Annotated in this window: 23 protein-coding genes; 9 read left to right on the top strand and 14 right to left on the bottom strand. The window is 61.2% G+C overall.

Annotated elements, in window-relative coordinates:
• The 6 genes from V8J63_RS14730 to V8J63_RS14705 form a co-directional block, all read left to right on the top strand.
• On the top strand, positions 1–259 hold a 259-nt coding region (locus V8J63_RS14730; RefSeq protein ID WP_336464236.1), incomplete at its 5' end, for an SPOR domain-containing protein.
• 187 nt (positions 260–446) lie between these two features.
• Positions 447–1,604 (top strand): D-alanyl-D-alanine carboxypeptidase family protein, encoded by a 1,158-nt coding sequence (locus V8J63_RS14725; protein ID WP_016773028.1) that lies wholly within the window; start codon positions 447–449, stop codon positions 1,602–1,604.
• 86 nt (positions 1,605–1,690) lie between these two features.
• Positions 1,691–1,966 (top strand): DUF493 domain-containing protein, encoded by a 276-nt coding sequence (locus tag V8J63_RS14720; protein ID WP_024014446.1) that lies wholly within the window; start codon positions 1,691–1,693, stop codon positions 1,964–1,966.
• A complete protein-coding gene (gene lipB / locus V8J63_RS14715; RefSeq protein ID WP_024014445.1) occupies positions 1,966–2,613 on the top strand; it encodes a lipoyl(octanoyl) transferase LipB in 648 nt (215 codons plus the stop codon). Before V8J63_RS14720 ends, lipB begins: the two co-directional genes overlap by 1 nt.
• A gap of 25 nt (positions 2,614–2,638) precedes the next feature.
• Positions 2,639–3,637, top strand: coding sequence for a lipoyl synthase (gene lipA, locus V8J63_RS14710; RefSeq protein WP_160768663.1), 999 nt, complete (start codon positions 2,639–2,641; stop codon positions 3,635–3,637).
• A 132-nt stretch (positions 3,638–3,769) separates the two neighbouring features.
• Positions 3,770–4,720: a S66 peptidase family protein gene (locus V8J63_RS14705; RefSeq protein WP_122506629.1), complete on the top strand. Its 951-nt coding sequence runs from the start codon at positions 3,770–3,772 to the stop codon at positions 4,718–4,720.
• Positions 4,721–4,838: 118 nt separating this feature from the next.
• Here the strand turns inward: V8J63_RS14705 and V8J63_RS14700 are convergent, their stop codons facing one another.
• The 5 genes from V8J63_RS14700 to leuS all read right to left on the bottom strand — a co-directional run bounded on the left by V8J63_RS14700 (position 4,839) and on the right by leuS (position 10,946).
• On the bottom strand, positions 4,839–6,161 hold the full coding sequence (locus V8J63_RS14700) for a lytic murein transglycosylase (protein WP_016773034.1): 1,323 nt from the start codon (positions 6,159–6,161) through the stop codon (positions 4,839–4,841).
• A gap of 60 nt (positions 6,162–6,221) precedes the next feature.
• The gene (gene arfA, locus V8J63_RS14695; RefSeq protein WP_016773035.1) at positions 6,222–6,386 is read right to left on the bottom strand and encodes an alternative ribosome rescue factor ArfA; all 165 of its coding nucleotides are present in this window, start codon (positions 6,384–6,386) and stop codon (positions 6,222–6,224) included.
• A gap of 182 nt (positions 6,387–6,568) precedes the next feature.
• A complete protein-coding gene (holA, locus tag V8J63_RS14690; RefSeq protein WP_016773036.1) occupies positions 6,569–7,606 on the bottom strand; it encodes a DNA polymerase III subunit delta in 1,038 nt (345 codons plus the stop codon).
• 39 nt (positions 7,607–7,645) lie between these two features.
• Positions 7,646–8,251, bottom strand: a complete 606-nt coding sequence (locus tag V8J63_RS14685) for an LPS-assembly lipoprotein LptE (protein WP_016773037.1) — start codon at positions 8,249–8,251, stop codon at positions 7,646–7,648.
• Positions 8,252–8,339: 88 nt separating this feature from the next.
• Positions 8,340–10,946 carry a leucine--tRNA ligase gene (leuS, locus tag V8J63_RS14680; RefSeq protein ID WP_130902258.1) on the bottom strand — a complete coding sequence of 869 codons (2,607 nt, stop codon included), beginning with the start codon at positions 10,944–10,946 and terminating at the stop codon, positions 8,340–8,342.
• A gap of 255 nt (positions 10,947–11,201) precedes the next feature.
• Here leuS and V8J63_RS14675 point away from each other — a divergent pair, with 255 nt between their 5' ends.
• Both V8J63_RS14675 and V8J63_RS14670 read left to right on the top strand, forming a co-directional pair.
• Positions 11,202–11,525, top strand: a complete 324-nt coding sequence (locus V8J63_RS14675) for a hypothetical protein (RefSeq protein ID WP_336464235.1) — start codon at positions 11,202–11,204, stop codon at positions 11,523–11,525.
• A gap of 104 nt (positions 11,526–11,629) precedes the next feature.
• Complete coding sequence (locus tag V8J63_RS14670) at positions 11,630–12,391, top strand: YdcF family protein (protein ID WP_130902259.1); 762 nt, start codon at positions 11,630–11,632, stop codon at positions 12,389–12,391.
• Between the two features lie 116 nt (positions 12,392–12,507).
• Here the strand turns inward: V8J63_RS14670 and lnt are convergent, their stop codons facing one another.
• The 5 genes from lnt to miaB all read right to left on the bottom strand — a co-directional run bounded on the left by lnt (position 12,508) and on the right by miaB (position 17,913).
• Positions 12,508–14,031: an apolipoprotein N-acyltransferase gene (lnt, locus tag V8J63_RS14665; protein WP_336464234.1), complete on the bottom strand. Its 1,524-nt coding sequence runs from the start codon at positions 14,029–14,031 to the stop codon at positions 12,508–12,510.
• Between the two features lie 14 nt (positions 14,032–14,045).
• Positions 14,046–14,885 carry an HlyC/CorC family transporter gene (locus V8J63_RS14660; protein WP_024014438.1) on the bottom strand — a complete coding sequence of 280 codons (840 nt, stop codon included), beginning with the start codon at positions 14,883–14,885 and terminating at the stop codon, positions 14,046–14,048.
• 5 nt (positions 14,886–14,890) lie between these two features.
• A complete protein-coding gene (gene ybeY / locus V8J63_RS14655) occupies positions 14,891–15,385 on the bottom strand; it encodes an rRNA maturation RNase YbeY (protein ID WP_130902260.1) in 495 nt (164 codons plus the stop codon).
• The gene (locus V8J63_RS14650; RefSeq protein WP_016773043.1) at positions 15,378–16,370 is read right to left on the bottom strand and encodes a PhoH family protein; all 993 of its coding nucleotides are present in this window, start codon (positions 16,368–16,370) and stop codon (positions 15,378–15,380) included. The genes ybeY and V8J63_RS14650 overlap by 8 nt, the downstream gene beginning before the upstream one ends.
• Positions 16,371–16,584: 214 nt before the next feature.
• Positions 16,585–17,913 carry a tRNA (N6-isopentenyl adenosine(37)-C2)-methylthiotransferase MiaB gene (gene miaB, locus V8J63_RS14645; protein WP_016773044.1) on the bottom strand — a complete coding sequence of 443 codons (1,329 nt, stop codon included), beginning with the start codon at positions 17,911–17,913 and terminating at the stop codon, positions 16,585–16,587.
• A gap of 132 nt (positions 17,914–18,045) precedes the next feature.
• Between miaB and V8J63_RS14640 the strand changes: the two genes are divergently transcribed.
• Positions 18,046–18,375 (top strand): DUF1820 family protein, encoded by a 330-nt coding sequence (locus V8J63_RS14640; RefSeq protein WP_016773045.1) that lies wholly within the window; start codon positions 18,046–18,048, stop codon positions 18,373–18,375.
• A 175-nt stretch (positions 18,376–18,550) separates the two neighbouring features.
• Here V8J63_RS14640 and V8J63_RS14635 read toward each other — a convergent pair whose 3' ends face one another.
• The 4 genes from V8J63_RS14635 to V8J63_RS14620 all read right to left on the bottom strand — a co-directional run bounded on the left by V8J63_RS14635 (position 18,551) and on the right by V8J63_RS14620 (position 22,068).
• Positions 18,551–19,105 (bottom strand): tetratricopeptide repeat protein, encoded by a 555-nt coding sequence (locus tag V8J63_RS14635; RefSeq protein ID WP_016773046.1) that lies wholly within the window; start codon positions 19,103–19,105, stop codon positions 18,551–18,553.
• 224 nt (positions 19,106–19,329) lie between these two features.
• Positions 19,330–20,613, bottom strand: a complete 1,284-nt coding sequence (gene hemL / locus V8J63_RS14630; protein ID WP_016773047.1) for a glutamate-1-semialdehyde 2,1-aminomutase — start codon at positions 20,611–20,613, stop codon at positions 19,330–19,332.
• 15 nt (positions 20,614–20,628) lie between these two features.
• Positions 20,629–21,252 carry a thiamine phosphate synthase gene (gene thiE / locus V8J63_RS14625; protein WP_041477735.1) on the bottom strand — a complete coding sequence of 208 codons (624 nt, stop codon included), beginning with the start codon at positions 21,250–21,252 and terminating at the stop codon, positions 20,629–20,631.
• An 18-nt stretch (positions 21,253–21,270) separates the two neighbouring features.
• Positions 21,271–22,068, bottom strand: coding sequence for a hydroxymethylpyrimidine/phosphomethylpyrimidine kinase (locus tag V8J63_RS14620; RefSeq protein ID WP_007909650.1), 798 nt, complete (start codon positions 22,066–22,068; stop codon positions 21,271–21,273).
• Between the last annotated feature and the right edge of the window lie 244 nt (positions 22,069–22,312).

Raw genomic sequence — 22,312 nt, 5'->3', positions numbered from 1 at the left:
AAAAAAAAACGCTTCTGCACCAGCGTCTGGCCAGTATCTGCAGGTGGGCGCGTTCGCCAACCCGGACGCTGCCGAACTGCTGAGGTCGAAGCTCAGCGGGATGGTGAGCGCGCCGGTGTTCATCAGCTCGATCGTGCGCAATCAGCAGACCCTGCACCGGGTACGCCTGGGGCCGATCGGCTCGCCGGGTGAGATCGCCCAGGTGCAGAACAGTGTGCGGCTGGCCAATCTGGGTTCGCCCAGCGTGGTCACCGAGTAACACGTAGACCTTGATTGACGGTTCACTTGCGGTATTCGGGGGGTGAACCAGGTTGTTGGCTCGTCGAAGAACAAAAGCCCGGCAAGGGTGACTGGAGTGAGCAACTGAACACGCGATGGCCCGTTAGAAGGCTGTCTGAATAAGTTTTGCCTTCGGGCAAGTTTCCATTAGCGATTTCGAGAGACGGATGAACATCACCACCTTTGCCAAACGCCTGTGTCTGCTAGTCCCGCTGCTCCTCTCGCCAGCCGCCTTCGCGGCCGAGATGATGCCGTCGCCACCACAACTGGCCGCCAAGGCCTATGTTCTGATGGACGCCAGCAGCGGTAACGTGCTGGTCGAAAACAACGGCGACCAGCGTCTGCCACCGGCCAGCCTGACCAAGCTGATGACCGCGTACATCGCGACCCTGGAAATCCGTCGCGGTCAGATCGGTGAAAACGATCCGGTGACCGTCAGCGAAAACGCCTGGCGCACCGGCGGTTCGCGGATGTTCATCAAGGTCGGTTCGCAGGTGACTGTCAGCGACCTGCTGCACGGCATCATCATCCAGTCGGGTAACGACGCCAGCGTCGCCTTGGCCGAGCACATCGCCGGCAGCGAAGACGCGTTCGCCGATCTGATGAACAAGACCGTCACCGAACTGGGCATGACCAATACCCACTTCATGAACCCGACCGGTCTGCCAAACCCTGAACACTACTCGTCGGCGCACGACATGGCGATTCTGGCCCGTGCGATCATTCACGAAGACCCGGCTCACTATGCGATCTACTCGCAGAAAGAGTTCTTCTGGAACGGCATCAAGCAGCCTAACCGCAACCTGCTGCTGTGGCGCGACAAGACCGTTGACGGTCTGAAAACCGGCCACACCGACGAAGCCGGCTACTGCATGGTGTCCTCGGCGGTACGTGACGGCCAGCGCCTGATCGCCGTGGTGTTCGGCACCAACAGCGAAGTGGCCCGCGCGGCTGAAACCCAGAAGCTGCTGACCTACGGTTTCCGCTTCTTCGAAACCCAGACCTTCTATCAGAAGGGCACCGAACTGGCGCAGGCGCCGGTATGGAAAGGCACCACCAGCCAAGTCAAGGCCGGCCTGGCGCAAGACCTGACCATGACTCTGCCAAAAGGCCAGCTGAAGAAGCTCGCTGCCAGCATGACCATGAACCCGCAACTGGTTGCGCCAATCGCCAAGGGCGACGTGATCGGTAAAGTCGAAGTCAAACTGGAAGACAAGGTAGTGCACAGCGCTGACCTGATCGCTCTGGATGGCGTCGAGGAGGGTGGTATCTTCCGCCGCATGTGGGATAGCATCCGTCTATTCTTCTACGGCTTGTTCAACTGATTTTGTGTTGACCTGCATGGCCCCGCCCCGATCCGGTGCGGGGCCATGTGCGTTACCACGGCTTGCACTCTAGAGGCCGTTACGCCATGACCGATACCGAAGTAAAGGCGCCAAAGATCGAATTTCCCCAGACCGATTATCCGATCAAGGTGATCAGTGATACGGGTGTTGGCAACAAGGACAAGATCATCGCGATCGTCCTGAAACACGCGACCATCAATGATGAGCGCATCGACGAGCGTCAAAGCAGCAACGGCAAATACACCACTATCCAATTGCACATCGTCGCCACCGACCAGGATCAGCTGTACAACATCAACAGCGAACTGCGGGCTTCCGGCATCGTGCACATGGTGTTGTGATGCACGGCACGCTGGGCTTTCGCGAGCTGGGCCAGATGGCTTACGAGCCGGTCTGGCATGCCATGCAGCGCTTTACCAACGAACGCGGCAATGCTGCCGCCGACGAAATCTGGCTCGTCGAACACCCGCCGGTGTTCACCCAGGGCCAGGCCGGCAAGGCTGAACACCTGTTGCTGCCGGGAGATATTCCAGTGGTGCAGGTCGATCGTGGCGGCCAAGTGACTTATCATGGCCCCGGGCAACTGGTGGCCTATCTGTTACTGGATGTGCGCAAGCTGGGTTTCGGCGTGCGTGATCTGGTCAGCCGCATGGAAGCCTGCCTGATCGAACTGCTGGCCAGCTACGGCGTCACCGCCGCCGCCAAGCCAGATGCTCCCGGCGTATACGTCGATGGAGCGAAAATCGCTTCTCTGGGTTTGCGCATTCGCCACGGTTGTTCCTTTCATGGCCTGGCCCTGAACGTGGATATGAACCTGGAACCGTTTCGACGGATTAATCCCTGCGGCTACGCCGGGCTGGCCATGACCCAGCTGAGCGATCACGCAGGATCGATTGAATTTGCCGAGGTAAGTGCCCGGCTGCGCGCGCAGCTCGTCAAACACCTCGACTATGCTGAGCAGACGACCCTCACGGGCGGAATCGACTGATATGACTACTGATGCAGTGCAAACCATGATCCCGACGCTCGACGTGACCGAGCGCCCGGCCCCGCGTCCCAAGGTTGAAGCCGGCGTCAAGCTGCGCGGCGCCGAGAAGGTTGCACGCATCCCGGTCAAGATCATTCCGACCACCGAACTGCCGAAGAAACCCGACTGGATCCGCGTGCGCATCCCGGTTTCGCCGGAAGTCGACCGCATCAAGAGCCTGCTGCGCAAGCACAAGCTGCACAGTGTCTGCGAAGAAGCGTCCTGCCCGAACCTCGGCGAATGCTTCTCCGGCGGCACCGCAACCTTTATGATCATGGGCGACATCTGCACCCGTCGCTGCCCGTTCTGCGACGTTGGCCACGGTCGTCCGAAGCCACTGGACGTCAACGAGCCGGAAAGCCTGGCCATCGCCATCGCCGACCTCAAGCTCAAATACGTGGTGATCACCTCGGTTGACCGTGACGACCTGCGTGACGGCGGTGCCCAGCACTTTGCCGACTGCATCCGCGAAATCCGCAAACTGTCGCCGAACGTGCAGCTCGAGACCCTGGTCCCGGATTATCGTGGGCGCATGGATATCGCTCTGGAAATCACCGCCGCCGAGCCGCCGGATGTGTTCAACCACAACCTGGAAACCGTGCCGCGCCTGTACAAGGCTGCGCGTCCGGGCTCGGATTACCAGTGGTCGCTGACCCTGCTGCAACGCTTCAAGCAGATGATGCCGCATATCCCGACCAAGTCCGGCCTGATGCTGGGTCTGGGCGAGACCGACGAGGAAGTCATCGAAGTCATGAAGCGCATGCGCGAACACGACATCGACATGCTGACCCTCGGTCAATACCTGCAACCGTCGCGCAGCCACTTGCCGGTGCAGCGTTTCGTGCACCCGGACACCTTCGCCTGGTTCGCCGAAGAAGGTTACAAGATGGGCTTCAAGAACGTCGCTTCGGGCCCGCTGGTACGTTCCTCGTACCATGCCGACGAGCAAGCGAAGCTGGTCAAGGCCGAGCTGCTGGGTTCCTGATTCACTGCTGATGTAAAAATGCCCGCCGAGGACGGTTCCTCGGCGGGCATTTTTTTGCCTGAGACAAGGGGCTTTTGTTTGTCTCTTCAGCTGACTACTGTGTGTGCATGACTTTACCGCTGGAGCCCAAGGATGACCGTTCGACCGAGCCACACCCTGATTGCCCACCGAGCCGTACCGGCGCTGCCCTCCGAAGGGACGATTGGCGTCATCGCGCCTGCCGGCCCCGGCGCCCTCGATACTGAAAAAGCGCTGCAATGGATGCGCGCGCGCGGCTATGGGCTGAAGGTGTTTCCGGGTGTCTATGAGAAGGACGGCTATCTGGCCGGCAGTGACGACGTACGCCTGCGCGATCTGCACGCGGCATTCGCTGATCCTGAAGTCGACGCGATCATTTGCCTGCGCGGCGGCTACGGCACGCCGCGTCTGCTGGACCGAATCGATTACGACCTGCTCAGCCGGCATGCCAAGCCGTTTGTCGGCTATAGCGACATCACCGCGCTGCACCTGGCCATCAGTCGCTACGCCGGGTTTGTGACCTTTCACGGCCCGCTGCTCAATGCCGACCTGCTCGGCGACAAGGAGCCGCCGACCGTTACATCATTCTTCGCTATGCTGCGCGGGCAAATGAAGTCAGGGAGTGTACTGAGCCATCCGGCGGCTTATCCGTTATCCACCGTCGAACCGGGCATCGCTCACGGGCGTTTGCTCGGCGGCAACCTGGCAATGATTGCTGCAACCCTCGGCACGCCCTACGAGATTGATGTCGAAGGCGCAGTTCTGTTCATCGAGGACATCAACGAGCCGCTGTATCGCATTGATCGCCTGCTGACCCAGATGCGTCTGGCCGGCAAGCTGGCCCGACTGCGCGGTGTGCTGGTCGGTGATATCGCCGGGGTGGAGGTCGACGCGCTGAATCGGCTGCTCAAGCAAACCTTTGAGCCGTTGCGGATTCCGGTGCTGTCGGGCTGGCGCAGTGGCCATTGCGACCCAAACCTGACGCTGCCGTTGGGCGCGCTGGTGCGCCTGGATGCAGGGAAGCAGGAGTTGCTGCTGGAGCAGGATGTGGTGATCAAAGTCTAGAAATTGGTCGCCTGACAGTCAGTCATCGCGGGCAAGCCCGCTCCCACAGGTTTTGAGTCGAATACACAATTGTGTTTCAACCAGAACCCCTGTGGGAGCGGGCTTGCCCGCGAAGCTTTTATTGGGCGCGCAGGCTCTCAAGCAACTTGTGCGTAGGATACCCATCCGCCGGCCAGCCCAGCGCCTGCTGGGCACTGCGAATGGCCTTGCGCGTATTGGCGCCGATAATCCCGTCCGCTGTGCCGGCGTCGTAATTACGCGCGCTTAATAGCGTCTGCAGTTCGATGCGCTCGGTGCGGCTCAGCGGCAGATCATCTTTCGGCCAGTCGCCATTGATCAGGCCCGCGCCTTCAAAGCGCTCGGACAACAGGCTCACCGCCAGCGCATACGACGACGAATTGTTGTACTTGAGAATCGCCCGGAAGTTGTCGAGGATCAGGAACGCCGGGCCGCGATAACCGGCCGGCAGCAGCAGGGCGGCCGACAGTTGTTCGGAACCGGCTGGCACCTGCGCGCCATTGGGCAGGTTCACGCCCAGTTGCCGCCATTCGGCGACGCTTTTGCGAATCGCGCCATCGGCCAGGGTGTAGTTGAAGCCGCTCGGCAATTGCACTTCGAAACCCCACGGCTGGCCACGCTGCCAGCCCGAGCTTTGCAGGTAATGCGCGGTCGAGGCCAGCGCATCGGCCGGGCTGCCCCAGATGTCGCGGCGACCGTCACCGTCAAAGTCCACGGCGTGGGTGTTGTAAGTGGTCGGAATGAACTGGGTCTGGCCCATCGCTCCGGCCCAGGAGCCGAGCATTTTCTCCGGGGTGATATCGCCCTGTTGCAGAATCTGCAGGGCGGCAATCAATTGCGCGTGAGCAAAGCCAGGACGACGGCCTTCGTAGGCAAGGGTGGCCAGCGAGTTGATCACCGACTTGCTGCCCTGAAACTGACCGAAATTGCTTTCCATGCCCCACACCGACACCAGTGCCTGGCGATCAACGCCATAACGCTGCTCGATGCTTTGCAGAATGTCGGCGTACTGATTGATCAACGCCTGGCCCTTGCGGACGCGCAATGGCGACAGCGCACCGTCGAGGTATTCCCACACCGGGCGGGAAAACTCCGGCTGACTGCGATCGGCACGGATCACGCTGGCGTCGAAGCTGATGTTGGCAAATGCCTGATCGAACAGCTCGGGGCGAATCCCGGCGGCGAGGGCGTCCTTGCGGAAGCCCGCCTGCCATTCGGCAAAGGTCTGGGTCGGTTGAATATCGAGCGGGTCGGCGGACGGCACAACCGGCGGAATAATCGCTGGGGCCGTGGTAACCGGGGCGGCTTGAAGCGGTTGTGCATCGGCGGCGGTGGGTTTTTCCGCGCAGGCGACAAGCAGGATGAAGCTGGAGGCAGCGATCAATTGGCGCACGGGCCAACGACGGGAAAGACTTGGGGGCATGCACAGTTCCAGGGAAACGAATCAGGTGCAGACCTTAACATGAGCGAGGGGTAGTGCGCTTCAGGCAGCCAGAAAGTAAAAAGCCTCCCGGTTGTCAGACCGGAAGGCTTCGCGGCGGTAGCTGCCTTTGCCCTTGGCGGGTCGTTCCTGGCGGCTGCGAAACAAGGGCTGGGCGACGATGGATTTGGCCTTGTTGGGGCCATGCTTTGCTGGCTTTTTGCTCATGAGTGTTCTCTGGATTGAGTGGGTTTGGCGCGGCAAATAATCTGCCGATGTTGGGCGTCTGTCCAGTGCCTGTTGTGTAGGAATGTTCTGGCGCTTTCGCGAGCAAGCTCGCTCCCACATTTGGAATGCATTTCAATGTGGGAGCGAGCTTGCTCGCGAATGGCCGTTATGCGGGAAACAGGTTATTCGGCAGGAAGTGTCAGGCGCTGGCCTGCCATCAACAACGCCAGACGACTCAAGCTCATCCACGGCGAACCCGCCGCCTGGCCCTTGATCTGCGCGTCGATACGCTGCGCTTCAAGCAGCAATTGCGCCCAGCGTTGCGCCGAGTAGCGTTGCAAAGCCTTGCTCATCAGCGGCTTGCGCTTGTCCCAGACCGGCGGTTTCGACTGGCTGAAACACTTGTCCAGTGGCGTGCCCTGGCTGTATTGCAGGGAAATGTTGGCCAACAGGCGCAACTCCCGCGCCAGTGCCCAGAGGATCACCGGCGGTTCGACGCCTTCGCCGCGCAAACCCTCAAGCATGCGCAAGGCGTGGGCCGGTTCGCCGTTGAGTACCGCGTCGGTCAGGCCGAACACGTCAAACCGGGCACTGTCGGCCACGGCGGCCTGCACGGTTTCAACGGTGATCTGCCCACCTTCGGCCATCAGTTTGAGCTTTTCGATTTCCTGGGCGGCGGCGAGCAGGTTGCCTTCGACACGCGCGGCAATCAATTCGACGGCGTCCTGACTGGCCGACAAGCCTGCCTGGGACAGGCGCTGACGAATCCAGCTCGGCAGCTGATTGGCATCCACCGGCCAGATCTGCACGAACTGGGTCTGTTGGCCTTCGACCAGTGCCTTGCCCCACTTGGTTTTCTGCGCGCTGCCATCGAGCTTCGGCAAGCTGATCAGCAGGACAGTGTCTTCAGCGGGGCGTGAGCAGTATTCGATCAGCGCAGCGGCGCCTTTGTCGCCAGGTTTACCGGACGGCAGGCGCAGTTCCAGCAGGCGTTTTTCGGCGAACAGCGACATGCTTGCGCCGGCCTGCAACAACGTACCCCAATCGAAATTGGCGTCGGCGGCGAACACTTGGCGTTCGTCGAAACCTTGCTGACGGGCAGCGGTGCGGATGGCGTCGGCGGCTTCCTGACACAGCAACGGATCATCGCCGCTGATGATGTAGACCGGCGCGAGTGCGCCTTGCAGGTGTTTGCCGAGTTGCGCGGGTGCGAGCTTCATAAAGAAGGGCGAGCGGGGCGCCTGAGCGCCCCGACCGTCTTACTGCTGCGGGATTTCGAGCGGCGACTGACGCGGAGTTTCCGCCTCAGCCTTCTGCGCCGCTTCCAGCGCATCGGCTTCAGCCTTGGCGCGGTCGTTGGCGGTTTGCTGCAGTTGCTGCAACTGGCCCGGGGTCAGCTGCGACAGGCGCAGCATCATGCGTTGCACCAGCTCGCGACGGATTTCATGACGGGCGTCGTTGGCTTCCTGATCGGAGCCGACGAGGTTGTTGCCGTCGTGAATGAACACCTTCTGCACTTCGAGCTTGTCGCTGAGCAGGGACAGGTCTTTGTCGCCGCGGATGTCATAGCTCAGCACAGTGTTGACCTGATACTCGCCTGTGCGCCCGGCACCGGCATAGCTGAGAATGCGCTGGCTTTCCTGTTCGTCAGCCAGATACAGCTTGTACGGCGCGCCTGTGTAGACCTTGACGCCGCTGGACTCCAGCGTCTGACGCAGCTGTCTTACGGTTTCGCCATAAGCGTTACGCGCGCTCAGGTCGATTTCCTTGATCGACAGTTCGTTGGTGCCGGTACCACGCAACTGGAAACCGCAGGCGCTCAGCAGAACGGCGAGGCCCATCACCAGCAGATTGCGTTTGATCATTGTGTTGCTCCCCTTGAAACCAGGTGAGCCGACTCTGCGGCCCGAAAGGTTTTACTGGCTGCCAGGCGAGCCTGGCAGCCGATCCAATTTAGCTGGCGACGATGTTGACCAGTTTGCCCGGCACCACGATCACTTTGCGAATGGTCAGGCCGTCGACGAAACGCAGCACGTTTTCGTTGATGCGTGCAGCGGCTTCGATCTCTTCGCGGGTGGCGCCGGCCGGCATTTCGATCTGCCCGCGCAGCTTGCCGTTGACCTGAATGACCAGGGTCAGGTTGTCCTGCACCAAGGCACTTTCGTCCACGGCCGGCCAGCCTGCATCGATCACCGCATCGGCGTGACCCAACTGCTTCCACAGTTCGTGGCTGATGTGCGGGGTGATCGGTGCCAGCAGCAGGGTCACCGCTTCCAGACCTTCGTGCAGCAGCGCACGGTCCTGTTCGGTGCCTTGGGCGGCTTTTTCCAGCACGTTCATCAGCGTCATCACCTGAGCGATGGCCGTGTTGAATTTGTGGTTCTGGCCGACGTCATGGCTGGCCTGCTTGATCGCCAGGTGAATCGCACGACGCACGGTTTTCTGCTCGTCGTTCAGAGCGGCGATATCCAGTTTGCCCGGCAGGCCCTGGGTCACGTGGGCTTGCGCCAGACGCCAGACGCGCTTGAGGAAACGGTGCGAACCTTCAACGCCGGAATCGGACCATTCCGCGCTCATGTCAGGCGGCGAGGCGAACATCATGAACAGGCGGCAGGTGTCGGCACCGAACTGGTCGATCATCGACTGCGGGTCGACGCCGTTGTTCTTCGACTTGGCCATCTTCTCGGTACCGCCGATTTCCACCGGCAGGCCGTCGGACTTCAGCTTGGCGCTGATCACCTTGGCTTTGCTGTCACGCTCAAGTTCTACGTCTGCCGGGTTGAACCAGGTGTAAGCACCGTTGGCTTCGCGACGATAGTAGGTCTCGGCGATCACCATGCCCTGGGTCAGCAGGTTCTTGAACGGCTCGTTGGAGCTGACCAGACCTTCGTCGCGCATCAACTTGTGGAAGAAGCGCGCGTAGAGCAGGTGCAGAATGGCGTGTTCGATACCACCGATGTACTGATCCACCGGCAGCCAGTGATCGGCCGCGGATTTTTCCACCAGGCCACCTTCAAAGTGCGGCGAGGCGTAACGGGCGTAGTACCACGACGACTCGACGAAGGTGTCCATGGTGTCGGTTTCACGCTTGGCCGGCGCGCCGCATTTCGGGCAGCTGCATTCGTAGAACTCGGGCATGCGCGCCAGCGGCGAACCGGCGCCGTCCGGCACCACGTCTTCCGGCAATACGACCGGCAGTTGATCTTCCGGCACCGGCACGTCGCCGCACGTGGCGCAATGGATGATCGGGATCGGGCAGCCCCAGTAGCGCTGGCGGCTGATGCCCCAGTCGCGCAGGCGGAACTGGGTGCGCGAGGCGCCCAGCTCTTTCTTTATCAGCGCCACTTCCATGGCGTCGAACGCGCCGGCGAAGTCGAGGCCGTCGAACTCACCGGAGTTGATCAGCGTGCCGTGCTCGCCATAGGCGTCCTGCCATGGCGCCGGGTTGGTATCACCGGAGCTGGTGCGCACCACCGATTTCACCGGCAGGTTGTACTTGTGCGCGAATTCGAAATCGCGCTCGTCGTGCGCCGGCACCGCCATGACTGCGCCGTCGCCGTAGTGCATCAGCACGTAGTTGGCGACCCACACCGGCAGCTTTTCGCCGGTCAGCGGGTGCTCGACGAACAGGCCGGTCGGCAGGCCTTTCTTTTCCTGGGTGGCGACATCGGCTTCAGCGACGCTGCCGCCCTTGCATTCAGCGATGAACGCTTGCAGCTCGGGATTGTTCTGCGCGGCCAGGGTGGCCAGCGGGTGCTCGGCAGCGACGGCGACGTAGGTCGCGCCCATCAGGGTGTCCGGACGGGTGGTGAAGACTTTCAGGGTGCCGGCTTCGCCGATCGAATCGACGTTGTACGGGAACTGCACTTCCATGCCACGGGACTTGCCGATCCAGTTGCGCTGCATGGTCTTGACCTGTTCCGGCCAACCAGTCAGTTCGTCGAGGCTTTCCAGCAGCTCGTCGGCGTAAGCGGTGATCTTGAAGTAGTACATCGGGATTTCGCGCTTTTCGATCAGCGCGCCGGAGCGCCACCCACGGCCGTCGATGACTTGCTCGTTGGCCAGTACGGTCTGGTCGACCGGGTCCCAGTTCACGGTGCCGTTTTTACGGTAGATCACGCCTTTTTCGAACAGGCGGGTGAACAGCCATTGTTCCCAGCGGTAGTAGTCCGGCTTGCAGGTGGTCACTTCACGGGACCAGTCCACCGCGAGGCCGAGGCTGCGCAACTGCGACTTCATGTAGGCGATGTTCTCGTAGGTCCACTTGGCGGGCGCTACGTTGTTTTTCATTGCGGCGTTTTCCGCCGGCATGCCGAACGCATCCCAACCCATGGGCTGCAGAACATTCTTGCCCTGCATGCGCTGGTAGCGCGAAATCACGTCGCCAATGGTGTAGTTGCGCACGTGGCCCATGTGCAGCTTGCCGCTGGGGTAAGGGAACATCGACAGGCAGTAGTAGGTTTCCTTGCCTGGCTGTTCACTGACTTCAAAGGACTTTTGCTCATCCCAGAACGACTGGGCGGCGGCTTCGATCTCACGTGGCTGATATTGTTCGTGCATGGCTACTTTTGTACTGGATAGGGGTGGCCTAATCCTCTTCGACGGCGGCATCCGGGATGGCCCGGGTGCGCTGGAAGTGGAATGACAGGAAGCGCCGTAGCATACATGACCGCGCTTGGCCGAGGGAAACCCTGATTACAGCTGTTTGCCCGAGCTTTTGGGCGACGAGGGCCGTTGGTCGCGGCGTGTAGCCGGTTCGTGCAGCGAAGCTAAGCTCTAATTGGGGAGTGAGTCTTATCTTCAATGAGGTGAGGGATGGTGGAGCAACGGAAAAAGAACGTAACGAAACCCGAGTTGTATGAAAGGTTGATCGATCGTCTGGGCATGGCGCTGGACGCCGTGAAAACCGCTGACCGGCTGCGCGACGAGCGCCCCCTGGAACTGGAATTGCGTGGCTTGAGTCCCGCCGAGTTCAAACTGGTCAAGGCCTATCTGGATCGCAGTGAACGTGAAACGCAGGGATGCCTGTCTCAAGCAGTGAAGCAGCTCGATGCAGCACATTCGGCCAAGGTCATCCGGCTCAAGGACAAGGCGCCGCGCAGAGACACCGGCAAGGTGCGTTCTGTGCAGGCCAAGTAAGCGCATGGCAGGTCATGAAACGGATCTTTTGCAACCGGATCCGGCCTACTGGTTGTAACGCGTAATCAACACTCTTAGGCTTCGGGCATCTTTGGAGATGCCCGATGCCCCTTCGCTATTTCATCAAACAACTTTTACTGCCGCCCGGCATTCTTTTGCTGCTGTTGCTGGCCGCCTGGTGGCTGCGCCGCTCGCGGCCGCGTCTGGCGGGTGTGTGTTTTGCCCTCGGTTTTGGCGGCCTGTGGCTGATGAGCCTGCCGGTGGTCGTGCAGTGGAGCGCCAAGGCGCTGGAGCGTGAGCCGCCGCTGGCGCGGTCAGAATGGACGACCCTGGCGCAACGTGCCGATGCGATTGTGGTGCTGGGCTCGGGGCGTGAGCGCGGTGATCTGGCCTGGGGCGAAGACCAGCCGACCGGCGTCGGCCTTGAGCGTCAGCGTTACGCCGCACGCCTGGCCAAGGCCTCGGGCCTGCCGATTCTGACCAGCGGCGGCCTGCATTACGGCACGCCCCCGACCGAGGCGAAGTTGATGGCGGATTCGTTGCGTGATGACTTCGACGTGAGCGTGCGCTGGCAGGAAGGCGAGAGCCGCACCACATGGGAGAACGCGAAGATGACGGCAGATATTCTCTTGCCCCAGGGGCTCAAGCGGGTTGTCGTGGTGACGCAGGCGTGGCACATGCCGCGTGCGGTGTGGAGCTTTGAGCAGGCGGGTTTTGAGGTGGTGCCGGCACCGGTGGGTTTCCTCGGTACCGATAACGCACGGCCATTTGGCGGCTGGCTGCCGGAGTTCAAGTCGATCTGGCAGAGCGGGCAGTTGCTCAATGAAGCGGTGGGGCAGGTGGGGTATTCGTTGTTTTACCGCTGAAGATCATTGTGGCGAGGGGATTTATCCCCGATGGGGCGCGTAGCGGCCCCTCTCTTGCCTTCAGAAGAGGGGACTGCTGCGCACTCCAGCGGGGATAAATCCCCTCGCCACATTTCTCAGAGGGTCTTCGACATGCGGCTGGCCATCAACGCCCAGCCAAACAGCAGCAGGCACAACACGATCAGCGGCCACGAACGCCATTGCAGGTACGGCGTCAGGTCGTGCATCGGTACCACTTCGCCATACAACACGCCTTGTTCGAACTGCGGAATCTGCTCGGTGATCTGCCCGAACGGATTGATCAGGCCGGTAACGCCGTTGTTGGTCGCGCGGATCATCCAGCGTCCGGCTTCCAGCGCGCGCATCTGCGCCATCTGCAAATGCTGCAGCGGGCCGATGGACTTGCCGAACCAGGTGTCGTTGCTGATCGTCAGCAGCAGATCACTGCGTGCCGACAGGCCGGCGGCGAATTCCGGATAGACCACTTCGTAGCAGATAAACGGTGCGATCTGGTAACCCTTGGCTTGCAAGAGCGCTTGATCCGACGGGCCGCGCGCGAAGTCCGACATCGGCAGGTCGAAGAACGCGATCAAACCGCGCAACACATCCTGCAACGGCACGTATTCGCCGAACGGCACCAGTTTCTGCTTCAGGTAAGTGCCGTCGCCTTCGCCGACCACGGTGATGCCGTTGAAGAAGCGCCGTTCGTGATGCACGGTCTGGCGGATCGGCACACCGGTGATCAACGCTGATTTACGCTCGGCGGCGAAGTTGCCCATCATCGTCAGGTAGCCCTCGGCGGACTCCTTCAACACCGGCACGGCGGTTTCCGGCCAGATCAGCAGATCGACCGGTTTGGAGCGGAAACTGAGATCACGGTACAGCGCCAGTTGCGCGTTGAGCTCGGCCGGGTCCCATTTCATGCTCTGCGCGACGTTGCCCTGAATTGCGGCCACGGTCAGCGGTGCGCCGGACGGGCTGGTCCACGCGTGGCCTTTGAGGGCGATGCCTGCTACCCAAGGCCCCGCCAGAAGTACCACGCCGGCCGCGATAAAACCCTTGCGGCGCGCCTGCAACAAGCGCGGCGCGTTGTAGATCAGCGCTGCGGTCAGTGCCAGAACAAACGAGACCAGCCACATCCCGCCCACCGGCGCGAGCCCGGCCAGCGGGCCGTCGAGCTGGCTGTAACCGGAATAAAGCCACGGGAAACCGGTAAGGAACCAGCCGCGAAACGCTTCCTGGCCGACCCACAGCGCAGCAAAGGCCAAGGCATCTGCCAGCGGTGCTTCGTTACGCCGCAACCAGCGCGCCCACAGCCACGCGGGCAGGGCGAAGAACCAGGCAATCGCCGCGGTGAACAGCAGCATCAGGAACCCGGCGAGCAACACCGAAGCACCACCGAAATGATGAATGCTGTAATAGATCCAACTGGTGCCGGCACCGAACAGACCGAAGCCGAAGCACCAGCCACGGCCGAGCGCCTGGCGCGGGCTCAGCTCACGCAAGCCGGCGTAGAACAAACCGACCGCCAGCAATGCCAGCGGCCAGATGTCGAACGGTGCGAGAGCGAATGTGGTGATTGCACCGGCCGCCACGGCCAGCAGGTTACCGGGCCAGCCGGGGCGGGTTGTCCAGCGCATTTCAGTCCTTAGAATTAACGAGCGATAGGCGTCAGTCGCAGCAAATGAATCCGACGGCTGTCGGCGTTCAGGATGCGGAAACGATAAGCGCCGATTTCAGTGGTTTCGTTGCGTTTTGGCAAGTGCCCGAACGCGCTCATCACCAGGCCGCCGACGGTGTCGAACTCGTCGTCGGAGAACTCGCTGTCGAAGAACTCATTGAAGTTCTCGATTGGCGTCAGCGCCTTGATCAGGAAATCGCCGCTGGGCAGCGGCTTGATGTAGCTGTCTTCTTCGACGTCGTGCTCGTCCTCGATGTCGCCGACGATCTGCTCGAGCACGTCTTCGATGGTCACCAGACCGGCCACGCCGCCGTATTCGTCGATGACGATGGCCATGTGGTTGTGGTTGGCACGGAATTCACGCAGCAACACGTTCAGACGCTTGGACTCCGGCACGAAGGTGGCCGGGCGCAGCAGGTCCTTGATGTTGAAGCTGTCGCCGTTCTCCTTGAGGATCAGCGGCAGCAGATCCTTGGCCAGCAGCACGCCCATCACGTCGTCATGGCTTTCGCCGATGACCGGATAGCGCGAGTGGGCCGAGTCGACCACGGCAGGGAGGAATTCGCGGGGTGTCTGGGTCGCCTTGATGCTGACCATCTGCGAGCGCGGCACCATGATGTCGCGCACTTGCAGGTCAGCCACCTGGATGGCGCCTTCGACGATGGCCAGCGCTTCGCTGTCCAGCAGTTTGTTCTGATGTGCATCACGCAGCAGCTCGAGGAGCTCCTGACGGTTCTTCGGCTCGTGGGCAAAAGCCTGGGTCAGTTTACCCAGCCATGACTTCTGCCCGTTGCTCGATCGATCTTCGCTCATAGCGATTACTCTGAATCCTTTGTTGTAACGATGGGGGAGTGTTCGGTTTCGTCATCCGCGTACGGATCGGGATAGCCCAGTTCAGCAAGCAACTCGCGTTCCAGTGCTTCCATTTCTTCGGCTTCGTCGTCATCTATATGGTCGTAACCGAGCAGATGCAAGCAGCCGTGAATGACCAGATGTGCCCAGTGGGCCTTTAGTTCCTTGCCCTGCTCGGCGGCTTCGCGTTCGACCACGGCCACGCAGATCACCAGATCGCCGAGCAGCGGAATATCGAGAAACTCGTCAGGCACTTCCGCCGGGAACGACAACACATTGGTCGCGTAGTCCTTGTGGCGCCAGGTGTGATTGAGCTCGCGGCCTTCTTCCTCGTCGACCAGACGAATGGTCATTTCCGAATCAGCGCTGCGCTGGCGCACGGCCAGTTCGCACCACTGGCGGAACTCGGCTTCACTCGGCGCGCTGGCCTCGGTGGCGATTTGCAGATCCAGCTCAAGCATCGCGCGAGGCTTCCTTCGCAGCTTCGGCACGGGTCTCGAAGCGCTCGTAGGCCTCGACGATCCGCTGCACCAACGGGTGGCGCACGACGTCTTTGGGCTGGAAATGGGTGAAGCTGATGCCCGGCACGTCTTTGAGCACTTCGATCACATGGTGCAGGCCGGACTTGGTGCCGCGCGGCAGGTCGACCTGGGTGATGTCGCCGGTGATCACGGCGGTGGAGCCGAAGCCGATGCGCGTGAGGAACATCTTCATCTGCTCGACGGTGGTGTTCTGGCTCTCGTCGAGAATGATGAAGCTGTTGTTCAGCGTACGACCGCGCATGTAGGCCAGCGGCGCGACTTCGATCACCTGTTTCTCGATCAGCTTGGCGACGTATTCGAAACCGAGCATTTCGTACAGCGCGTCGTAGAGCGGGCGCAGGTACGGGTCGATCTTCTGCGACAGGTCGCCGGGCAGGAAGCCGAGTTTTTCCCCCGCTTCGACTGCCGGACGCACCAGCAGGATGCGGCGGATCTGCTCGCGCTCCAGCGCATCCACCGCGCAGGCCACGGCCAGATAGGTCTTGCCGGTACCGGCCGGGCCGATGCCGAAATTGATGTCGTTGCCGAGGATTTCCTTCACGTAGCGCTGCTGATTCAAGCCGCGTGGGCGAATCATGCCTTTCTTGGTGCGCAGGGCGACGGTCGCTTCGGCAGGGGCCGGGTTGTCGATATCTGCTGATTCCTGAATGAACAGGTGAACCAGGTCTGGCGACAGCTCGGTACCCTTGGTTTCGCGGTACAGGCGGCGCAGCAGGTTTTCCGCGGACGTGGTGAGTTTTGGATCGCCAATCAACTCGAACTGGTTTCCGCGATTGCGGATCTCGATGGCCAGGCGCTGTTCGATCAAGCGCAAATGCTCGTCGAATTGCCCGCACAGATTGGCGAAGCGGCGAGCCTCAAAAGGCTCGAGGAGAAAACGATGTGGTTCGATGGGTGCGTTCAAGGTCGTATTTAGCCGCCCTGGGGCAATTAGGATGAAATCAAGGATAACGCCAGTGGCGTGGGTGCGAAAGCTCTTAAATATCTCAGCCGATCAGCGCCGCTGCGCTTTACCTGTGGGAGCGAGCCTGCTCGCGAAGGCGGCGACACATTCAAAATTGATGTGTCTGACAGACCGCCTTCGCGAGCAGGCTCGCTCCCACAGGAGAAATGCGGCGTTATTGAATTAAAGAACCACGCAGCGAGTGCGGTTGCGCGGCGTCGATGTGCACGTCGGCGAACTGGCCGATCAGGGTGGGATTGTCGCAGCGGAAGTTGACGATACGGTTATTCTCGGTGCGGCCCTGCAGCTCGCCCGGGTCTTTCTTCGAGTAATCGGTCACCAGAATGCGCTGGATCGAGCCGACCATTTGTCGGCTGATCTCGAAGCCCTGCTGATTCAAACGATGTTGCAGCGCGTTGAGGCGTTCTTTCTTCAGTTCTTCCGGCGTGTCATCGGCCAGATCGGCAGCGGGCGTGCCCGGGCGCTGGCTGTAGACGAACGAGTAGGAGAAATCGAAGCCGACATCGGCAATCAGCTTCATGGTCTGTTCGAAGTCCTTCTCGGTTTCGCCGGGGAAACCGACGATGAAGTCCGAACTGATGCAGATCCCCGGTACGGCGGCGCGCAATTTGCGCAGTTTGGATTTGTACTCCAGCGCCGTGTGGTTGCGCTTCATCGCCGCGAGAATCCGGTCCGAGCCCGACTGCACCGGCAAGTGCAGGTGCTTGACCAGTTCCGGCACTTCGGCGTGGGCCTGGATCAGGCTGTCGGAGAACTCCAGCGGATGCGACGTGGTGTAGCGGATGCGGTCGATGCCATCGACAGCGGCGACCACGCGAATCAGCTCGGCCAGGTCGGCCAGGCGACCGTCGTGGGTCTGGCCGCGATAGCCGTTGACGTTCTGCCCGAGCAAGGTCACTTCACGCACGCCGTGTTCAGCAAGGTGAATGATTTCCGCGATCACGTCGTCGAACGGTCGGCTGACCTCTTCGCCACGGGTGTACGGCACCACGCAGAACGTGCAGTACTTGCTGCAACCTTCCATCACCGACACGTAGGCACTTGGGCCGTCGATACGCGGCTCCGGCAGGTGGTCGAATTTTTCGATTTCCGGGAACGACACGTCGACCTGCGGCAGCTTGCTGCTGCGCGCGGCGTCGATCATCTCCGGCAGACGGTGCAGGGTCTGCGGGCCGAACACCACGTCAACGTACGGAGCGCGATCGCGGATCGCCGCCCCTTCCTGACTGGCCACGCAACCGCCGACGGCGATGACCATATCGGGGTTGGCCAGCTTCAGTTCGCGCCAGCGGCCGAGTTGCGAATACACGCGGTCTTGCGCGCGTTCGCGGATCGAGCAGGTATTGAGCAGAATCACGTCGGCGTCTTCCGCGCGAGCGGTGACTTCCAGGGCCTGATGTTCGCCCAGCAGATCGACCATGCGCGAGCTGTCGTACTCGTTCATCTGGCAACCGTGGGTTTCGATGTAAAGCTTCTTGGCCATGGATTCGGGTCGTCACGTGATTCAAAGAACCGCGCATTATAGGGAACAAGCCGTCAGGTTCCTACCGCTGTGCGTCCGGTGGCTATGCTATAGTTCGCGCCCTCATTTTTACCCCGATGTTATCCGCCCGCCATGACCAAACGCGAAGCTCCAATCTACAAGGTGATTTTCCTCAACCAGGGCCAGGTGTTCGAAATGTACGCCAAGCAGATCTATCAAAGTGATCTGTGGGGTTTCCTGGAAGTTGAAGAATTCGTCTTTGGCGAGCGCACGCAAATGGTCGTCGATCCGAGCGAAGAGAAGCTCAAGGCGCAATTCGAAGGCGTGGTGCGCAGCTTTGTACCGATGCATTCGATCGTGCGCATCGACGAAGTGGAACGTCTGGGCACGCCGAAAATCAGCGAGGCCCGGGGCGCGGTCGGCAATGTCATGCCGTTTCCGATGCCGATGCCTGAAAAGTAACAGCGGATTCTGGATTGGAATGAGTTTGTGGTGAGGGGATTTATCCCCGCTGGGCTGCGAAGCAGTCGCAATCCATCCAGCAATATGTGTCAGACAGAACCGGGTTGCAGGGTTTGGGGCTGCTTCGCAGCCCAACGGGGATGAATCCCCTCGCCACAGGTCATCTCCACAGCCTTTAGGGCAGTGGGGAGAATGGCGTGCGCCCGTCGGCGTTCTGCAGTTCCATCAGGTATTTGCGGAAAATCTGCCCGAGCACCTGAGTGGCGGTTTCGAGATCTTCGCGGGACATTTTTTCCGAGACTTCGTCAGCCGTGTCCAATGCCTCTTCAGCACCGTTGACCGCTGCCATCTTCAGCACGATGTAGGCCTGGATATTGTTGGCCTGCACGCCTTCGCCGTGGAAGAACATGCTGCCGAGCTTGAATTGCGCCTGGGCGTGGCCTTGCAGCGAGGCCTTTTCGAAATAGCTCAGGGCTTGATTGAGGTCGCGCGGCGCGTTCTTGCCGTCGTAGTAGAACTCACCCAACTCGTATTGCGCTTGCGCGTCCCCTTCGTCCGCCGCTTTCTGGCAGGCGGCCAATGCCTGCGTGACGTCTTGCGGCTGAGTATTGAGGGTGCAACGACCCATCGCCGGGATCAACAACGAGTTGCCGCCTGCTTGTGCATGCGCGAGCAGGGGCTGAAGGAGCAACAGGCAGCCCAATGCAAGGGTGCGGCCGGTGCGGTTCATGGGAATCGACTTACCTCTGAAGGGCACGCGGACCCGTCGAGGGATCCAATAAGCGCGCATTATGAAATAAGCAGGGCCAACCTTACAAAGTCTTTACTCGTTTTTCTGCTGCGTGGGGAATATATCGCCCGATTCAGGCAGGATTTTCGCAGACGCGTCGGAAAAACCGAGCGGATGTAGGCGAAAGCTGACGCTGGCCATAGCCAACGTCAGCGGTACGGCGATTATTTCAATGCGGCGAAGGCACGCTCGGCGGCGTCCAGCGTCAGTTGCAACTCGGCTTCGCCATGGGCGATCGAGGTGAAACCGGCTTCGAAAGCGCTCGGCGCCAGGTACACGCCACCTTCGAGCATCAAGTGGAAGAAGCGACCGAACATTGCCGCGTCGCTGGCCATCACGTCGTCGAAGGTGACGATGTCGTCGGCGCCGCTGAAGTACAGACCGAACATGCCGCCGGCCTGAGTGGTCACGAACGGGATGCCCGCAGCATCGGCACGCTGCTGCAGACCGTCGAGCATGCGCGCGGTGTAGTCGGTCAGTTCGGCGTGGAAGCCCGGGCGGCTGATCAGACGCAGGGTCGTCAGGCCGGCAGCCATCGCCAGCGGATTACCCGACAACGTACCGGCCTGATACACCGGACCGAGCGGGGCGATGCGCTGCATGATCTCGCGTTTGCCACCGAAGCAGCCCACCGGCATGCCGCCGCCGATGATCTTGCCGAACGTGGTCAGGTCCGGCGTCACGCCGTAGTGCGCCTGGGCACCGCCGAGGGCGACGCGGAAACCGGTCATCACTTCGTCGAAAATCAACACCACGCCGTGCTTGTCGCACAGCGAACGCAGGCCTTCGAGGAAGCCCGGCGCTGGCGGCACGCAGTTCATGTTGCCGGCGACCGGTTCGACGATGATGCACGCCACGTCCTCACCCACTTCAGCCAGCATCGCTTCAACCGCGTCGATGTCGTTGAACGGCAGGGTCAGGGTGTGTTTGGCGAACGCTGCCGGCACGCCGGCCGAGCTCGGTACGCCCTGGGTCAGAGCGCCGGAACCGGCCTTGACCAGCAGGCTGTCGGAGTGGCCGTGGTAGCAGCCTTCGAATTTGATGATGCTGTCGCGACCGGTGTAACCACGGGCCAGACGGATCGCGCTCATGGTCGCTTCGGTGCCGGAGCTGACCATGCGCACCATGTCCATCGACGGCACCAGCGAGCAGACCAGATCGGCCATCTCGGTTTCCATCGACGTCGGTGCACCGTAGGACAGGCCGTGTTGCAGCTGATTGCGCACCGCGTCGAGCACGTCCGGATGGCTGTGGCCGAGGATCATCGGGCCCCACGAACCCACGTAATCGACATAACGCTTGTCATCTTCGTCGGTGACGTAAGCGCCTTCGGCGTGTTTGAAGAACAGCGGGGTGCCGCCGACACTCTTGAACGCGCGCACCGGCGAGTTGACGCCGCCGGGGATGTGTTTCTGAGCATTGGCAAACAGGGTTTCGGAACGAGACATGATCGGGCTCTCAAATCAGATTTTCAGAAGTTCGTTGAAGGCGCGGGCGCGGCGGGTCACTTCGGCGCTGCTCTCGGCGCCGAACAAACCGTGGATCACGGCGAGCAGATCGACACCGTGCTCGACCAGTGGCGCGGCGTTATCGAGGGTGATGCCGCCAATCGCGCAGACCGGCAAGTGCAGCGTGCGTTTGGCTTCGTCGAGCAAGTCGAGGCTGCAACTCGGCGCACCGGGTTTGGTGGTGGAATTGAAGAAGCGGCCGAAGGCGACATAGCTCGCACCTTCTTTGGCGGCTTGTTCGGCCAGAGCGATTTGCCCATGGCAGGTCGAACCGATGATGGCTTTCGAACCGAGCAGGGCGCGGGTCGGCGACAGCGGGCCGTCGGTCTGGCCCAAGTGCACGCCGACGTTGAGGCGTGCGGCCAGTTCGGCGTCATCGTTGATGATCAGTTGCGTCTTGTAGCGCTCGCACAGGTTGCGCAACGTCTCGGCCTCGCGCAGACGGCGGGCCTCGTCGCTGCTCTTGTCGCGGTATTGCAGCAGGGTGACGCCGCCGTCGAGCGCCGCCTCCACGTAAGACAGAAACTTGCCGGCCAGCAACTGGCTGTCGGTAATGGCATACAGGCCACGGAGTTTCATCGGGCAGACCTCACGACGTTACGAGCAGAAATCCAGCGGCAGGCGACGCGGCACGAACTGGCCTTTGCCCAGTTGTTCGGCATCGCGCAAAGTGCGCCAGGTGTAATCCAGCGCACTGCGCACGGCACTGGCCAGGTGTTCGCCCTGAGCGAGTCGCCCGGCCAAAGCGCTGGCCAGCGTGCAACCGGAGCCGTGATAGCTGCCCGGCAGGCGTTGGCAGATAAAGGTTTCGCGCAGGCCGTCGCGGCTGTACACGCGGTTGTGGATTTCAGTTTCGTCGCCATGGCCGCCGGTAATCAGCAGGTTTTTGACGAATGGCAGGAGTTTTTCCGCGCACTCGTCGGCCGTGCCTTCGGGCAGTTCGGCGAGGATGCGCGCTTCAGGAAGATTGGGCGTGGCAATGATCGACAGCGGCAGCAGACGTTCGCGCATCGCGTAGCCGACCTCGTCCTTGCCCAGGCGTCCGCCGCCGCCGGCACGCAGCACCGGGTCGCAGACCACCGGCAGATGCGGGTGCGCCGAGAGCAGTTCGACCACGGTGTCGACCATCTCCAGCGAACCGAGCATGCCCAGTTTCACTGCGGCGACTTCGGAATCGTTGAGCACGGCGTTGGCCTGGGCCAGTACCCACTCACGGTCGAGGACGCGGAAGTCAGTGACGTTGACGGTGTCTTGCACGGTCAGGGCGGTGACGGCCGGAGCCGCATGGCAACCCTGCGCGAGCAGGGCTTCGATATCTGCCTGCAAGCCGGCGCCACCACTGGGGTCGTGGCCGGAGAGACAGAGGACAACGGGGCGGGAGCTGTAGATATTCATGGTGCGCGAGCTTACCACCAAAGCTGATTTTGGGGTGTGGGTGGCAGAGCAAGATAAATGCAGGAGCTGCCGGAGGCTGCGATCTTTGACGTTCCTGACCATTCCAACAGCTCTATCTCGGTGCTTTGCCCTGTAACGCCCGTTCTAGAGCCGTTGTAGGAAAAATTTCCATGGTGCTCAATGGCCATCAACGGCTATGCTAGGCTGGATCCAAACAATCACAGGTAATACCGGTTTTACGTCT

Origin of the sequence: Pseudomonas sp. CCNWLW23, assembly GCF_037095675.1 — a bacterium.
GTDB classification, from domain to species: domain Bacteria; phylum Pseudomonadota; class Gammaproteobacteria; order Pseudomonadales; family Pseudomonadaceae; genus Aquipseudomonas; species Aquipseudomonas atacamensis.
The sequence above is the reverse complement of the archived record's forward strand: the minus strand, read 5'-3'. Positions and strand labels throughout refer to the sequence as shown.

Excerpts from the sequence above, each read along its gene's own strand:
- V8J63_RS14725 (WP_016773028.1), top strand. The coding sequence starts at position 447 with ATGAACATCACCACCTTTGCCAAACGCCTGTGTCTGCTAGTCCCGCTG.
- V8J63_RS14720 (WP_024014446.1), top strand. The coding sequence starts at position 1,691 with ATGACCGATACCGAAGTAAAGGCGCCAAAGATCGAATTTCCCCAGACC.
- lipB (WP_024014445.1), top strand. The coding sequence starts at position 1,966 with ATGCACGGCACGCTGGGCTTTCGCGAGCTGGGCCAGATGGCTTACGAG.
- lipA (WP_160768663.1), top strand. The coding sequence starts at position 2,639 with ATGATCCCGACGCTCGACGTGACCGAGCGCCCGGCCCCGCGTCCCAAG.
- V8J63_RS14705 (WP_122506629.1), top strand. The coding sequence starts at position 3,770 with ATGACCGTTCGACCGAGCCACACCCTGATTGCCCACCGAGCCGTACCG.
- V8J63_RS14700 (WP_016773034.1), bottom strand. The coding sequence starts at position 6,161 with ATGCCCCCAAGTCTTTCCCGTCGTTGGCCCGTGCGCCAATTGATCGCT.
- arfA (WP_016773035.1), bottom strand. The coding sequence starts at position 6,386 with ATGAGCAAAAAGCCAGCAAAGCATGGCCCCAACAAGGCCAAATCCATC.
- holA (WP_016773036.1), bottom strand. The coding sequence starts at position 7,606 with ATGAAGCTCGCACCCGCGCAACTCGGCAAACACCTGCAAGGCGCACTC.
- V8J63_RS14685 (WP_016773037.1), bottom strand. The coding sequence starts at position 8,251 with ATGATCAAACGCAATCTGCTGGTGATGGGCCTCGCCGTTCTGCTGAGC.
- leuS (WP_130902258.1), bottom strand. The coding sequence starts at position 10,946 with ATGCACGAACAATATCAGCCACGTGAGATCGAAGCCGCCGCCCAGTCG.
- V8J63_RS14675 (WP_336464235.1), top strand. The coding sequence starts at position 11,202 with ATGGTGGAGCAACGGAAAAAGAACGTAACGAAACCCGAGTTGTATGAA.
- V8J63_RS14670 (WP_130902259.1), top strand. The coding sequence starts at position 11,630 with ATGCCCCTTCGCTATTTCATCAAACAACTTTTACTGCCGCCCGGCATT.
- lnt (WP_336464234.1), bottom strand. The coding sequence starts at position 14,031 with ATGCGCTGGACAACCCGCCCCGGCTGGCCCGGTAACCTGCTGGCCGTG.
- V8J63_RS14660 (WP_024014438.1), bottom strand. The coding sequence starts at position 14,885 with ATGAGCGAAGATCGATCGAGCAACGGGCAGAAGTCATGGCTGGGTAAA.
- ybeY (WP_130902260.1), bottom strand. The coding sequence starts at position 15,385 with ATGCTTGAGCTGGATCTGCAAATCGCCACCGAGGCCAGCGCGCCGAGT.
- miaB (WP_016773044.1), bottom strand. The coding sequence starts at position 17,913 with ATGGCCAAGAAGCTTTACATCGAAACCCACGGTTGCCAGATGAACGAG.
- V8J63_RS14640 (WP_016773045.1), top strand. The coding sequence starts at position 18,046 with ATGACCAAACGCGAAGCTCCAATCTACAAGGTGATTTTCCTCAACCAG.
- V8J63_RS14635 (WP_016773046.1), bottom strand. The coding sequence starts at position 19,105 with ATGAACCGCACCGGCCGCACCCTTGCATTGGGCTGCCTGTTGCTCCTT.
- hemL (WP_016773047.1), bottom strand. The coding sequence starts at position 20,613 with ATGTCTCGTTCCGAAACCCTGTTTGCCAATGCTCAGAAACACATCCCC.
- thiE (WP_041477735.1), bottom strand. The coding sequence starts at position 21,252 with ATGAAACTCCGTGGCCTGTATGCCATTACCGACAGCCAGTTGCTGGCC.
- V8J63_RS14620 (WP_007909650.1), bottom strand. The coding sequence starts at position 22,068 with ATGAATATCTACAGCTCCCGCCCCGTTGTCCTCTGTCTCTCCGGCCAC.